This is a genomic window from Pseudoalteromonas sp. RB2-MNA-CIBAN-0110 (assembly GCF_040309305.1).
Taxonomy (GTDB): Bacteria; Pseudomonadota; Gammaproteobacteria; order Enterobacterales; family Alteromonadaceae; genus Pseudoalteromonas; species Pseudoalteromonas arctica.
Map to the genome: position 1 here is coordinate 15825 of NZ_JBEOOQ010000033.1, position 14949 is coordinate 30773.

The following is a 14949-nucleotide window of genomic DNA, read 5'->3' on the forward strand; positions in this document are numbered from 1 at the left end:
TCTCTAAACTAGTTACCAGTTAGTATGTGAACCATCACGCTTTGATAAATGCGGTGCTTCGGTTTCTACAGGGGTTGCCAATCTAAACGCGGCTTCGTTCACTTCAACACCTAAACCAGGTACTTCAGGGATAGTAAACTTATTGCCTGTTAATACATGCTGCTTAGGAAAAAGAAGTGGATCATGGGCGCCAAACTCACTAAACGGACCTTGGTGTGTTTCCATTAAACCTAAATTTGGCAGCGCTGCAGCAAAGTGATTTGTTGCCGCTGTACACACAGGGCCAAGCGGGTTATGTGGCATAACATCGATATAATGTGCCTCAGCCCAACCAGCCACTTTCATTGCTTCTGTTAAGCCACCAATGTTACACACATCTACACGTAAATATTGAGTAAGCCCCTGCTCTATATAAGGCTTAGCTGCCCATTTAGAACTAAACTCTTCACCAATCGCAAAAGGAATATGCGTTAAAGTACGCAGCGTTTTATACGCATCAGGAGATTCATGACGAATCGGTTCTTCAATAAAATCGAGTGTATCGGGCTTTAAACGTTGGCAAAACGAAGCAGCCTCAGCCACGCTTAATCTGTGGTGGTAATCAATACCGAGTGTAATATCAGGCCCAAGTACTTTACGCAGCTCATTTAAACAACGAGCTGTGCGCGTTATAGATTCTTGTGGTTCAAAAAACACAGGGTCGTCAAAACGACTCGGTATCACTCTTATTGTTGTCCAACCTAGCGCAATAAGTGCTTTTGCTTCTTTAACTAAATCGTCAAATTTATCAGGATCGGCCTCTGTATAACAACACGCAAAGCACGCTATGTGCTCGCGTTGTTTGCCCCCTAATAACTGATAAACAGGCACTTGTAGTGACTTACCTAAAATATCATAAAGAGCAATATCAATGGCTGAAATAGCAGCCGTAATTACACGGCCCCCTTCAAAATAATGGCTGCGGTAAAGCTCTTGCCAAATACGGCCAATTTTACGTGGATCTTGTCCTTTCAAAAATCCAGCAAAGTGATGTATCGCGCCAATAACTGCTTGCTCTCGATTTGATAAGCCCGATTCGCCCCAGCCAACTATGCCACATTCGGTTACTACTTTTACTAATAGCTGATTACGTTTCCCTACGCAGCCTAAAAGCGCTTCAACAGATTCTATTTTCATTATTATTACCTATGCGTTATTAAGGTTGAGTTGCTGGTAAACGGTATTTATCCATGCGGTCTATATCGTATTTTTCGTATTTTCTTTTTAATAACCAGCGCGGACGCTCTAACGTTAATTCCCATTCAAACAATGATTTAAACATAGTTTTAACACGTTCAGGATTTTTTGCTGCTAAATCTGTTTGTTCACTAATGTCTGTGCTTAGGTCGTATAGCTCTGCTGGGCGGTCTGGGTAACGAATAAGTTTCCAATCGTTATCGCGTATTACAGCTCTGTTTTCTTTTTTCCAGTACATCACTTTATGTGGGCGTGCTGTGTTTTTACCTTGAATATAAGGGAGTAAATCAACGCCATCAATATCATTACCTAACGCCTTACCTTGTGCGGCACTGTAAAAAGTAGGCAGTAGATCTAGTGTGCTTACTGGGTAGTCGTAAGTCGAACCTGGTTTAATATGTTTTGGCCAACTAATTAAGAATGGTACACGAATGCCCCCTTCTAACTGGTTTGATTTAGTCCCTGCAAGTGGTGCATTATTTGAGGCGTTTTTGTCAGATGGGCCACCGTTGTCGTTTGAAAAAACCACAATAGTATTATCATCTAAGCCTAGCTCTTTAAGTTTATCAAGTACATAACCACTGGCTCTGTCTAACCCTAGGGTCATTGCAGCAAGCTCTTTACGTTTGCCCGTTAAGTTTGGAAACTTAGCTAAATCTTTAGGATCTGATTCAAGCGGAGTATGTACTGCGTTAAAAGCTAGATAGATAAAAAAGGGTTCATCTTTGTTTTGTTCAATGTACTTAGCGGCTTCTTTACCTAACTCATCGGTTAAGTACTCTTTTGGCTCTTCGTAATTACCAAAGTCACGCTCTAATTTTTTATCGAAAAAATGTTTGTTTCCATTTTTCATTTCTTGTTCTGAATAGTTAAAGTAGCTTCTGTCGCCACCTCTAAACCCTAAAAAGGTATCAAAACCACGTTTTAAAGGATGAAACCTGTCGGCGTCACCTAAATGCCACTTACCAAATACCGCTGTTTTATAACCCTGCTCTTTAAGATAATCGCCCATTGTTTTTTGATCTAATGGCAAGCCCATATCTGCACCTTTAAGTGCTGAGTTATCGCTCATAAAACCAGGTACGTTAATTTCTTCGTAACCAAAACGTTGCTGGTACTTACCCGTCATTAAACCTGCGCGTGAAGGACCACAAGTAGAATCACTTACGTAACCTTGAGTAAAACGAACACCGCTTTGGGCAAGTTTATCTAAATTAGGTGTTTTAAGCTGCGTACTACCTTGAAAGCCAAAATCACCAAAACCTGCGTCATCAGCAAAAATTAAAACAATATTAGGTTTTTCTGTTTGTGCTTTTGCCATTGCATTAGCACTAACGCAAAAGCCTAAACATACAGAAAGAAGAACAAGTAGCTTATTCATCACAGTTTCCTATTTAATATAATAGTTAAGCACATAGCTAAAAAATATTAATTACACCATAGCTAACATATTGGTTATATTAGACTATTACGGCTAGTTAATTTAATGGTTGAGTTGTAAATAATGCGTTTATAAATCACAATATCGCTACACTAAACAAAACATAACAATATTGCAAACATATGATGTATGATATTTTGAAATTAATTTTTCAATTTCTCACTATTACTTAAGCCTAATAACAGCGTCAGCTTAAAGGCAAAGCTCATTTATTGAGTACTTAGCTGCGGCCTGTTATTTAGTTTTAAGTATGCATTGGTGTGCTATTAAAGGTGGATTCTAAAATGATAAATATAAAAAACAGCCTTTTTGTTGTTCTTTTTTTATGCAGCTGTTTTTCAGCGATTGCAAACGAGGAATGCCAGTCTTGTCATCAACAACAAACCCATGATTGGAAACAGTCAGACCATGCAAACTCAATGGCTTTAGCCAATAAAGATACCGTGCTTGGTGATTTTAATAATATAACCGCGACCCACTTTTCTCAAAAAGCCGTATTTTATAAAGAAAAAGAGTCCTTTTTAATTGATTTGACCGAGCAAGGCACTAAAAAAACGTACACCGTAAGTTATGTATTTGGCTTTGACCCATTGCAGCAGTATTTAATTGAAGTTGAAAAAGGCAAATACCAAGTATTTCCTTTTGCATGGGATAGTCGCGCTAAATCACTAGGCGGAAAGCGTTGGTATGCTAACTACGCTAACGAGGATGTAAAACCTAACGACCGTCTCCATTGGCTGCAACCTCTACAAAACTGGAACGGCATGTGCGCCGATTGCCATTCAGATAATTTAAAGCGTAATTTCAATAGTGAAAAGGAGCGCTTTAATACGCACTTTTCGAATATAAATGTGGGCTGTAAATCGTGCCACAGTGAGATTACTAACGAACACAAAACTAAAAAAGTGACTAAACCGGCTCAAACAAGCCCCACCAATATGTCGCAGTGGAAAATAATTGGCGATAATAAAATTGCTACTTGGCAAGGTGAGCCGCGCGATAACAGCTTTATGCAAGGTTGTTATGCGTGCCACTCATTGCGTAGCCCACTAACGGATGGTTTTGACAATAGCCAAGCGTTTTTAGACCAATTTAGCCCTTCATTTTTAGAACCGAATTTGTATCACGCCGATGGCCAAATTAAAGAAGAAGTGTATGTGTTTGGCTCTTTTGCACAAAGTAAAATGTACAAAGCCGGGGTTAACTGTGTTGACTGCCACGATAAACACACCATGAAAGTTAAAACAAAAACGAATGGGCTGTGCTTACAGTGCCACAGTGCCAGCGAATACAACAAACCCGAGCATCATCGTCATAAAGAACAATCAACCGGTGCACAATGTGTTAGCTGCCACATGCCAACCAACAGATACATGGGCGTTGATGACAGGCGCGACCACAGCTTTAAAATTCCGCGCCCTGACACATCAATAAAATACGATACACCTAATGCGTGTGTGCAATGCCACGACGGTCAAACCAACGAATGGGCAGCAAGCACGCTTGAAAAATGGCATGGTAAAGCACCGGCTTTGAGTGCAAGCGAGCACAGTATGCTTGAACTGCGCTCATTAAAAGCGATATCGCAAAATGCACATATGAGCTTAATTAATGACTTTTCGTTAAATGAAATAGACCGCGCCAGTGCAATTGCCTATTTAGGTAATTCGGGCGCTGAGCTAAACGATGCCACAGTAAAAAGTTGGGTTAATTCGCCGCTCCCGCTTATTCGCTTAGCGATTGCTAAAGTAGGCTTTTTACTCCCCGAAGCAGAGCGCTTAAAAAGCTACAAACAACTATTAACCGACAAATTAAAGTCGGTGCGTGTTGCTGCAGCGCAAAACCTAAGCCAAACAACAGCGCAGTTAAACGGGCTTAATCAATCAATTATAGAGCTTGCACACGCCAATACCGTCAATACATGGCGCGGTGAAGGCAACATCAATCAAAGTATGCTCGCGCTTAATAAACAAGACATAAACGGTGCTATAAAGTCGTTACAAAAAGGCATTAGCGTTGACCCTTACTTTGATGCAAGTTATGTAAATTTAGCCGATATTTATTATCGCCTTGGTCAAACAGCGAAAATGCAAAGCACGTTAAACAGTGGTTTAAAGGCCGTACCTACGTCTGCGTCGCTGCACTATGCAAACGGTATGGCGCTTATTAGAAGCGGTAACAAACCCGCTGCGGTTGACTCGTTTAAACACGCAATGGCACTTGAGAATAATAACGTGCAATACGCTTATTTATACTTTTTAGCACTAGATAGCATTGGCTCAACAGCGCAAGCCGTGAGTGAATTAAAACTCAAAATTGGTGCTTATAATAATGCGCCGCAGCTTAAAAATTTAGGAATGAGCTTTGCTCAAAAGCTTAAAAATGCTGAGGATTACCACTTTTTTGCTCGTTTAAAATAATTTTTAAAAATTGAATTATTTTTCATTCTAAATTTGTAATTTAGATTAGAGATTAAAATTCAAACACTTAACTTAATAATCTTGTGTTACTTAAACGGTAATACAAGGTTATAACCTCAATATCACAAGCAACATTTAATAAACAAGTAATCAACATATTGCACTTGCAAACATCATATGTTTAAATTGTTAGAATGAATCATTCGTGATTATTTACACTTCTTGATTGCTTATAGCTTTATCGCAATTAAGAGTCGCTGTTTAATTAGCCTGATTCTAAATAACAGATACTGCCGTTGCATTATCTGCACACACAGTAATTATGAAGAAACGGAGTGGTTAAAATGCTTAAACACAGTAAATTGCATACAGCAATATTACTTGCATGTTGTTCTTTATCAGCTTTCACACACACTGCATATGCACAAGAAGAAACAACCGCAAAACAAGCTAAAAGCAATTCAGACGATTTTGAAGTTATTTTAGTGAGCGCACAAAAACGCGATCAAGCATTAAAAGAAGTTCCCTCTTCAATCGAAGTGCTAAGCGGTGATTTAATTCAAGAAATTGGTATAGATAATGGGTTTGATCTAGTCACCTACTTACCTGGTTTTGGCATTGATGACAGCAGTGAAATACGAACTACAACATTAAAAACACGTGGTATAGGCACTTTTACAAATTCAATTGGCTTACAGTCTTCAAACCTAGTCGTTATAGATGGTGAAGTATTACCTCGCCAATCAATGCTTAACTTACCTATTTCAGATGTACAGCGTGTAGAAGCAATGCGCGGCCCACAAGGGACTTTATTTGGCCAAAACACATCAACAGGCCTATTGCATTATGTAACTAAAAAGCCGCAACTAGATGACCGAGTTTCAGGCACGGTTAGAGCACAAGTTACTGAGTTTGATGGCACTGATTTTAGCGGCACCGTAAATGTACCACTTAACGAAAACTGGGCAGCTCGATTTAACGCACAATACAGTGATATTGATGGTTGGATAAAAAACACCATGCCTGGTGAAGAAGATTACACTATTGGCGCAAAAACAACGAAAGCTGGTCGCGGCCAACTTTTGTACGACAACGGTGAAGAGCTAAACGTACTATTTCGCTTAGAATATTCAGAGACAGACACAAATTGTTGTTCTCTTACTCGTTTAGGTGGAATAAACCCAGATTTTGGCCCTCGTCCAATCGTTAATGTAAAAGACGATGGCACTATTGAAGGCACAACCTATAACCGTGTAAATCCTGAGTCTACTTTTGAAGAAGCCGGCGGCCCGGTTACATCACGTAATGCAGAAGGTAACTTTGGTAGAACAGAAAATTTTGGCTTTTCAATATCGGCTGATTACTACCTAAATGATGAAATTACACTTAGCTATAATGGTAGCTACAGAGATTTTGATTTATATAACAGTTCAGCATTTTTTACTATTAATTTTCCTGTAGAGCGAACCGCTTTTGGTGGTAACGAATCGGTTGATGTTCTTCAACAAGAGTTTCGTATTTCGTCATTTAATAATGAAAAATTTGATTGGGTATTAGGTCTTTTTTACCATGATACCGACGGTCAGCGCTCTGAAATACGTGACGGTTGTATTGCAGGTAACCGTGGCTTTATTGAAGGCGGCGAATTAACAGGGTGTTATTCAAAGCAATCTACCGATGCTTTTTTAGCTAACTATGCAACTACTGGCGATGACGACCGCTCATTACTAACACCTTCTCGCTTACTAAATAGTGGTGATTTTACAACTGGTTTTGAAAACGTCGCTATTTTTGGACAACTTGAATACCAAATAACTGAGCAATTAGATGCTACTTTTGGTTTTAGATTATTACACGAAAAAAGTGATGCAACCTTTGCACGTACAGATTTGGCAACACCTTCTACAGGTGTTGGAATGGAAACATTCAATGAAGTATTAGAACTTGCTCAAACAGATCCATCGCTTATTTTACGCCAAGACGCGCCAACTAAATTTGATAACTCAGACACCGCATTTATATACAAAGCGGTTGTAGGTTATGACTTTACTGATGATATTCGCGGTTATGTGAATTATTCTACCGGCTATAAAGGGGCATCTTACTTTGTAACAACAAATACCGATCCTGCCGATGCAGACAACTTCCCTACCGATCCTGAAAACTCTTCAAACTTTGAAGTAGGTCTGCGTTCAGCTTATTTTGATAACGATTTACTGTTTAACTTTACGTACTTTGATATGAGAGTTGACGATTATCAAGTACGTGCCAGCCGTGTAATAGATGAAGAAAATAACATTATTTTTGCAGGCTATGTAAACGCAGCACAAGCACGTTCAACCGGTATTGAAGCCGATGTAGTGGTTAAAATATCAGATAAATTAAAGTGGTCGTTTAACTACGCTTATTTTGATGCTCGCTACGAGGACTTTGCTGATACACCTATAAACTGTCCTGCTGGTGATGGTGGTTTACTTGCTTCTCGTTGTACAACTGATTCAACAGGCCGTCAGAGCTTTGATCAAACGGGTTTATCTTTCCCTAATAATGCTGAGCAACAATTTTTAAGTACTATTTCATATAATACACAAATTGCTGATACAGGCTGGAATGCTAATACACGTGCAGTTTGGCGTTATAATGGCAGCCATACACAATCAATTAACGAACTTGCCTTTGGCGAATCAGCTAACCCATCGTCAAGCATTTGGGATGGTTACTTAAGCGTAAGCAAAGATAACTTACAGTTTAGTGTATTCATTAAAAACTTATTTGATAAGTCGTACACTACTCGCCAACGTATAAACTCTGAAGGTTTTGGGGAAGCATTCTACCCTCGTGACTGGAGTCGTTATGTGGGGGCAAGCGTTCAATATAGCTTTTAATACATAACGAAAACTGAATATAAAAAAATAGCGCTAATTAAGCGCTATTTTTCTATCTGCATTTTATTATTTAAATTACTTACAATGGCTCTTTTCTACCAACTAACTGCCCGTTAGCATCATTTATTACCGCATTGCTAATATCTACATGTTCATTATTACTCCAACGAACCGATACATTATTTATCTCTGTACACGTACCTAAACCAACGTGTAGCTTGCTGTTTTCGCTTTGTGAAAAGCCAGCACCTGTTGCGCCTACAACGCGTTTATAAGTTTGCCCACACGCTTTTATAGTCGCAGTAGCTCCCAATGCCGACACACCAGCGTTAGGTGAGTAACCAATATTAGTGACTAAAAAATTATGCTGCGCGTTTAAAGCTGTGTTGTTGGTAAATAAATGCCAACGGCCGCGCTCGTTTGAATAAATTAAGTCAAGGTCGCCGTCATTATCGTAATCAAAGGCCTGTGCGCTACCCCCTGTTGCTCCAAGCTCAGTTGAAATAACACCATGGTCTTGTAAAGTCTCAAAACCTTTACCTTGCTGATTTAAATACAGTAGCTGCTCGTTAGCTTTTGCCGGATTGCCATAACGTAATACAAATAAGTCACTCCAACCATCGTTGTTAAAATCCCCGGCTACAGCACTGGTTGTGGGTTCGCTAAGATTAATATTGAGTTTGGCTGTTGCATCAACAAATTTACCTTGCTGGTTTTCTAATAATACCGCTGGTAATGGCTCAAGCCCTTTTACTTTGGGTGAATTAGTCACTCTTTTAATAACACCCGCTGTAGGCGATTTAGTATCCCCCGCTACGCGCCAAGTATCGTTACCTAAGTAACCTATGTATAAACCTTTTTTATGTAGTTTTTTAGGCCAGCCAGCAGCTTGCTCTTTTGTTACCTGTACCGTACGTTCACTACCGCCATGCCCTTCGAGTGTTAAAGGCGCACTATTTTTGCCAATAAACACATTAAAATGGGGGTAAGCCATTTGGAGGTTTTCTATTTCAAAATTGCCTTCGATTTTAAAATCTTCAAATTTAAATGCTTCGTTACGAGTAAAAAAAGCAAAATTTTGAGATTGAGCGTCATAAAAAGTGTGTTGTTCAAATTGGTGTTTAGCGCGGGTTAAAAATAAATCAAAGTCACCGTCATTATCAAAGTCGATTTCGGTCATGCTGCTTACATGGCTAATATTGCGATTATTTCCTAGTACAGCCTTACTTTTATTTTTATAACCTAAATCAGATTTACTCTGCGCTGCAACAATGTCATCTCCACCGTAAAAAAATAAATCATTGTGCCCGTCATTATCAAAATCACTAACTAAGGCTTTATATCCAAGCCATTTTGCAGTAGGTAAGTAATCGACAAACTTAAATTGATTATGCCCTTCGTTTTTATATATATGATTAGCTCCCTTTTTTTGCTTTTTAAGTGGAAAAGCAGAGAGCATTAAATCTAAAGTGCCACTGTTATTACCATCAATTAATTTAACCGCACGTCCGCGTGTACGTTCAAAATCATCAAATGTTTCTCCACCTTCAACAGTACGGTCATGATTTATTTGAAACGATACAGGTAAACGCGGTTTTAGGCCTCCACCACCGCCTTGGGCTATTATTAAATCCATACGACCATCTAAGTCATAGTCAGCAACAGCCACGCCGTGTGTGTCGCCTTTAATAATTATCTGTGGTGCTGAAAAGGTATTGTTTTTGTTATTCCAAAAAATTTTTACTGCGTGGGTATGCTCAGTAATTAATACATCTTGATAGCCGTCTTTATCAAAGTCTGCAATCAACGCACTGTCCCATTTACGACGCGATAGTGGCTCAAAAGGTATGATATTGTGCGATTCGCTAAACATTAATTTATTACTGCTGTTGTCGCTTAGCGTTTCATTGCTTGCCCTTTGAGTGGTGTTACATCCATAAAGCAGAACACTTGTAGCGATCAGTGATAAACAAAATAACGTGTTTGCTGGCTTACTATTTTTTTTCATTTAACCCACTCCTTACTTAACTGACTGTAATGGTTTTTGTTGCCACACACGGATGTATTCAATTTCAAAGTCGACCACACCATCATCTTTTTTGCCCTCAGGGCTATTACGTTCAAGCTCTTCTTTACTTTTTGGTACGCCATGCCAAGGAAAAGTCTCCTGATCAAGCCATAAAAACAGTGGCTTAGTGGCTACGTAACCTTTATCAACCCCGCGATGCTCTTTTGCCCAGGCATCAGCTTGTTCTGCAGATACTTCGCTAAATAATTTACCGTCAACATAGTATTTAATTCCTTGGGCGCTCCAATCAATTCCATACACATGAAAGTCATCGGCTACTCTAAAACCTAAGTCTTTTCGTTCTGTGTAAGTGGGCTTGCCCATTACCTTTTTATTCCAATCGCGGATTGACCACCATAATTCACTGTCTATGTGATCTTTTTTAGGGTCGAGCGAATCGCCAAATAATTCAAAAAAATCAACTTCTAACTTTTCGCCCATCGACCAAAATGCACTGCTCACTTGCGCATCAGCGGCTTTGCTTTTAATTTCTATGTATCCGTACTGAAAAGACTTTCTGCCAATAAAGCATGCCGTTGTCAGGTTTTCGTATTTAAGTGCATCGCCAAACACGGGTTTATGTATTTTTTCTTCAAAAGGAAAGTCGGGTTCCCACCGTGTTTCTAGCTTTAGTTTGCCATTTTCTAGTCGGTAGTTATTACCCGAAAATTGCGAAGGTGCGCGGCCTTTCCATACTTTTTTATTTGGATTATCTGGATGCTTATAAATAGGTTTACCGTTTTCTATTTTACCCACAATGTACCAACGTTCTTCATCGATACTGCTGGCTTCAAATTCATCACTTACTTGAGTGTTTAAAACCCACTCGCCTTCATTTTGGGGATCCGTTAGTGGCAGTAGTAACTCATTAGCCGAAGCGCTCTTACTACCAAAAAACATCAACATACTAAGAGCAATTACACTTATTGCTGGCTTTTTAATGTGTAAAGTATTCATATAAAATTTTGCATCCTATAAATCAGATTTTAAAATTAATGTTAGGGAATATTTAGGGCATGTTGATCTTTGTGGATTGAAATTTGTTCAATCTAGGGGCGATTAAATCGCGGCGCGAGGTTTGTAACCTAGTGGGCTAAGTAAAAACCGAGCAACAAAGAGTTAATCGTCCCTAGAAAGAACCCAAAGGGCAGCGCATGTTTGGTCTTTATGCTGCGTTATCGCCTATTTATGGGGAATAACCACACTGCATAGACTCTGCCTTGCCTAAAAACCAAACAGTCTGCTGCAAATTCACCCACCAAAGATCAACACGCCCTAATTACGAGTTCAAAACAAAAATCCCATAGCTAAACTAACTATGGGATTAAAATTAAACGGCGCAGTTATTTGGTAATAAAATCGGTGGCGCTTTTAATACTGCCACCATTTTGATTAGTTCCATCAATGGCATTTTCGCGATAAATAGTCGATCGATTACGCGTAATATCACCTGCATTAAGTCCTAATAATGAATAATCAAGTGTAGCGTCAGCTTGTATAGCAGCATTAATTTTAATGTTGTATCGACCGCCAAACTTTCTATAACGCTTTCTTAGTGTGTTATTGCTACCTTCATCTAAATCTTGTCCAGATGCTTGAGCTGGGGCTTCAATATCACCATCAACAGTAAGTAAAGGGTTGTCGTAACGCTTAACTAAGTCATTCCCTACATCACTTTGAGAATATGAAGACACTACTGCAATTGGTGCTATGGGTTGACCTAACCAACGAGCGCCTGAACCATCGCGAGGCAATTTAAACAACTGAAAATTACCGTTAGAGCCATTTGATGCAGTATCACGAATACCCTCTCGCGGTAAAAAGTAACTACCAGCTTTAGTGATATCTGACTTAAAGTTTTTATTACTAACAATGTGCTTTACCGTGCCGCCTATTTTAGTGTCAGTAAAATATCCACGCGTAAAACCTATGTCGTCCGTATCAGCCCATACCGGCGCACTGCCTGAGTCAGCCCAAATAACAAAAGTGCTATTTTTACCTTCAGTTGTGCCTTTAATTTCTATGTTTTCGTTTATTTTTGTATGCGGTTTTAAAAATATGGCTGCAAACCCACCTGTATTACTAATATCTTCTAATATAATGTTTCTGTATGCACCGATACGTGGACCAGCTCGGTTTAAGCGATCTGTTACTAAACCACTGCCAGGCTCTATGCGCACTGTAATACCACGCTCACCGCTTATATTTTTAAAGTATAAATCTTCGCCACTAAAAGGTTGAATAACGGCATACCCTGTTGCTATTTTTTCTCCACTGATGTCAGCTAAATAACCTTTTTTAGGTATGCGAGCATAACTTGAGTTAAATACAACATTGCGATTTATATTAGTACCACCAGCGTCAGTTTTAACACCTGGTTGGCCATTATCATCTGCGACTAAAAATATATTGGGTGTTTGCGAGAAGTTATCTTTTTGATGTAGACGAGAAATAGAGAAATTTTCGGCATAACCAACTCTCACCATCCGTTTATCCTGAAAAATAGTATTAGTATTTACATCAATAATAAAACGGTCATTTCGGGTCGCATTTGTTTTTGCACCCGTTGTGGTTATTTCAATATTTTCTGCTTTTGCTCCATTGCCGCCACTTTTACCAAAATCAAACAAAATATTTTGATTCATTTTTAAAATAGTATCGGGTTCTATTTCAAGGCGAACATTAGAGGGCATAACAATGCGATTTAAAGTATAAGTACCTTTTTTAATAACTACTACACCACTAACCGCTGATGCAGCATTGAGTGCATTTATAATTTTATTAGTACATTGACCTGGAGTAGATGCACTATTGCTAGTACCACATTGTCCCGTATTAGTGATTGTCGCTTCTACGGTATTAGTAATAGTATTTGTAAAATACCCTGCTTTATTACCAATTGAGTCTGCGTAAGCTGAACTAATTGATGCACTTAGTAAAAGAGTGCAAAACGTAACTTTCTTCTTTTGTGTGTGTGTGAATTTCATAGGTAATCCTATTTAACGTGTGAGTTATGTGCCTCAATCGGCACATCGTTGCTAAAATAGCCATTACTGAATAAATAGTAATAACAGCAATAACTAATATTTGGTCAAGCTGTTATTCACTTATAATATCGGTACGTGTAACTGCGTAATCGTCAATCAAGATTGAATCACCCGTTGGCAGTCCATACACTTCCCAAAGGGTAAACACATCGGTAATTGAGCTCCATGTAGCTGGAATAGCCCAGTCCCGTTGATTAGTTGAATCCTCTACAAACTCGATGTATTGCCACTGCGTAGTAGCTGCGAGTGCTGCGCTAAATAAGCCGGCTTCTGAGTAACGACCTGTAAATCCATTTGCATCCTCAGGTATGCCGTCATAAACCCACGGTACAACCACATGGCGTAACGTAACGGGTTCAACAGGCACTTGATTTAACTTAACCCACACGGCATAACGGTATGTTTTACCAACAGACTCAGCACCACGCCCATAGTTGGCGCTATACCAGTTGCGTTGTTTATTCCAAACTTGCTGAGTTGCAAAAGAGTACGGTGTATTCGCTTCACCTTGAGTAGCAGTACCCGCTGTAATTTCAAGCGATCGACCATTACCCGACACAGAGGTTGCCGATACGCTATAAGTGGCATTGCCTTTATAAGGTGCGCCTTCACCATTGAGGTTAAAGTCGGTGTTAAAGCCTGCTTCGTGTTCAGACACACCCGGCTCACACATTTGGTTATTAACGGTATTAACCGTAATACTTTTTTGCGAAATAAGTGATAAAGGTGTACTTGCTGTATCGCCATCAATAAGCTCAACCGTTACCGTATTTGGGCTGTCTATTGTTGTAGGTGCTTTAACGGCAAGTACTTCTCCAAAGCCGCTTTTTGCGGTTAAGCTTTTCGTAAATGAAACTTCATCGTTAAGTGTCCAATCAAAAGTATATTCGCCGCTTAACTCTGCGTTTAGTAAAGCCGGCTGTACTTCTACACCACTGGCCACACAGATTGGAACGTCCTTGTTACCTGAAGAAGCGCCTAACTCGTTTTTATCGTCGTTTGTTATTGCAAGACTAAAAGCACCTGTCACTGTAAGTGTGGCGCTTGCTGAAGCTTCGGGGTTATCAACACTTGTGGCTGTAATAGTCGTTTCACCGGTATTTTTAGCGCTAATAAGGCCATTTTCATCAATGGTTGCAATATCTTCATCTGCAATTGAATAAATAAGTGCGGGGTTACACGCGTAACTTGGTATCGCTGATGCGAATACACTTGCTTGACCACCAGCAGGGATTTCAATCGGCGATACATTTACCTCAGTTACAACATCATCAATCGCATTGACAGTTAATTGTAATGTACGTGTAGGCAGTGCGCCGCCCGCAGCAATAGCTGCACCATTATTGATAGAATATGTAATGTTATAAATAACTTGGCTCGGAAAGTCTAAGTTACCATCAGCAATAGGGTTACCATCGCCATCTAAAGCGCCTCTTATATCGGTTTGGTCGCATTGTCTTAATGCCGCCGAAAACGCATCGGTATTTACAACTAATTTAGTGCTATCACTTGATTGCGTGAAAGGTGAAATTCGGTGTGATGCAATAGTATTAGCACTTGTTTGTGGGGTAGTGAAATTATTATTAACCACAAACTCTAACTCACTTACGTTTATGGTTGCACCTGACTCAGAGGCTGGTTTACCGTCGATTGTTACGCCTTGCAGTAAATCAATTTCTTGAACTCCGGACTCTTCAATTAATGTGCTCGTGATCACTGCGGTATCGATTACAAGTGCTAAATCAGATTTAAACTGCGGATCATAACCTTCATCCGTTCCGCCGCACCCTGTTAATACTGAAAATATAACACTGCTAATTGCTGTTTTTATTAGTAAGTTATGTTTCATCTT

The 14949-nt window shown here is 39.5% G+C and carries 8 protein-coding genes; 2 read left to right on the forward strand and 6 right to left on the reverse strand.

Annotation, left to right across the window (positions count from 1 at the left end; genetic code table 11):
• Positions 1-12 precede the first annotated feature (12 nt).
• Entirely contained in the window at positions 13-1176 is a 1164-nt protein-coding gene (locus tag AAEY68_RS15290; protein WP_055255562.1) for a mandelate racemase/muconate lactonizing enzyme family protein, read from the reverse strand.
• Between the two features lie 19 nt (positions 1177-1195).
• Positions 1196-2617, reverse strand: a complete 1422-nt coding sequence (locus AAEY68_RS15295) for a sulfatase (RefSeq protein WP_024594144.1) — start codon at positions 2615-2617, stop codon at positions 1196-1198.
• A gap of 344 nt (positions 2618-2961) precedes the next feature.
• On the opposite strand from AAEY68_RS15295, the gene AAEY68_RS15300 reads away from it, so the two are divergent.
• Positions 2962-5097, forward strand: coding sequence for a multiheme c-type cytochrome (locus AAEY68_RS15300; RefSeq protein ID WP_350586282.1), 2136 nt, complete (start codon positions 2962-2964; stop codon positions 5095-5097).
• Between the two features lie 344 nt (positions 5098-5441).
• The gene (locus AAEY68_RS15305; protein WP_166377577.1) at positions 5442-7982 is read left to right on the forward strand and encodes a TonB-dependent receptor; all 2541 of its coding nucleotides are present in this window, start codon (positions 5442-5444) and stop codon (positions 7980-7982) included.
• Positions 7983-8061: 79 nt separating this feature from the next.
• Here the strand turns inward: AAEY68_RS15305 and AAEY68_RS15310 are convergent, their stop codons facing one another.
• From AAEY68_RS15310 to AAEY68_RS15325, 4 genes are all read right to left on the reverse strand, one after another.
• Positions 8062-9990, reverse strand: a complete 1929-nt coding sequence (locus AAEY68_RS15310; protein ID WP_350586284.1) for a CRTAC1 family protein — start codon at positions 9988-9990, stop codon at positions 8062-8064.
• A 12-nt stretch (positions 9991-10002) separates the two neighbouring features.
• Positions 10003-11007, reverse strand: a complete 1005-nt coding sequence (locus AAEY68_RS15315; RefSeq protein WP_231609347.1) for a family 16 glycosylhydrolase — start codon at positions 11005-11007, stop codon at positions 10003-10005.
• A 386-nt stretch (positions 11008-11393) separates the two neighbouring features.
• Complete coding sequence (locus AAEY68_RS15320) at positions 11394-13037, reverse strand: hypothetical protein (RefSeq protein ID WP_024594191.1); 1644 nt, start codon at positions 13035-13037, stop codon at positions 11394-11396.
• A 112-nt stretch (positions 13038-13149) separates the two neighbouring features.
• On the reverse strand, positions 13150-14946 hold the full coding sequence (locus AAEY68_RS15325; RefSeq protein WP_024594192.1) for an Ig-like domain-containing protein: 1797 nt from the start codon (positions 14944-14946) through the stop codon (positions 13150-13152).
• Positions 14947-14949: the final 3 nt, after the last annotated feature.

Bases quoted from the DNA above. Each gene is read 5' to 3' on its own strand.
- AAEY68_RS15290 (WP_055255562.1), bottom strand. From the start codon at position 1,176: ATGAAAATAGAATCTGTTGAAGCGCTTTTAGGCTGCGTAGGGAAACGT.
- AAEY68_RS15295 (WP_024594144.1), bottom strand. From the start codon at position 2,617: ATGAATAAGCTACTTGTTCTTCTTTCTGTATGTTTAGGCTTTTGCGTT.
- AAEY68_RS15300 (WP_350586282.1), top strand. From the start codon at position 2,962: ATGATAAATATAAAAAACAGCCTTTTTGTTGTTCTTTTTTTATGCAGC.
- AAEY68_RS15305 (WP_166377577.1), top strand. From the start codon at position 5,442: ATGCTTAAACACAGTAAATTGCATACAGCAATATTACTTGCATGTTGT.
- AAEY68_RS15310 (WP_350586284.1), bottom strand. From the start codon at position 9,990: ATGAAAAAAAATAGTAAGCCAGCAAACACGTTATTTTGTTTATCACTG.
- AAEY68_RS15315 (WP_231609347.1), bottom strand. From the start codon at position 11,007: ATGAATACTTTACACATTAAAAAGCCAGCAATAAGTGTAATTGCTCTT.
- AAEY68_RS15320 (WP_024594191.1), bottom strand. From the start codon at position 13,037: ATGAAATTCACACACACACAAAAGAAGAAAGTTACGTTTTGCACTCTT.
- AAEY68_RS15325 (WP_024594192.1), bottom strand. From the start codon at position 14,946: ATGAAACATAACTTACTAATAAAAACAGCAATTAGCAGTGTTATATTT.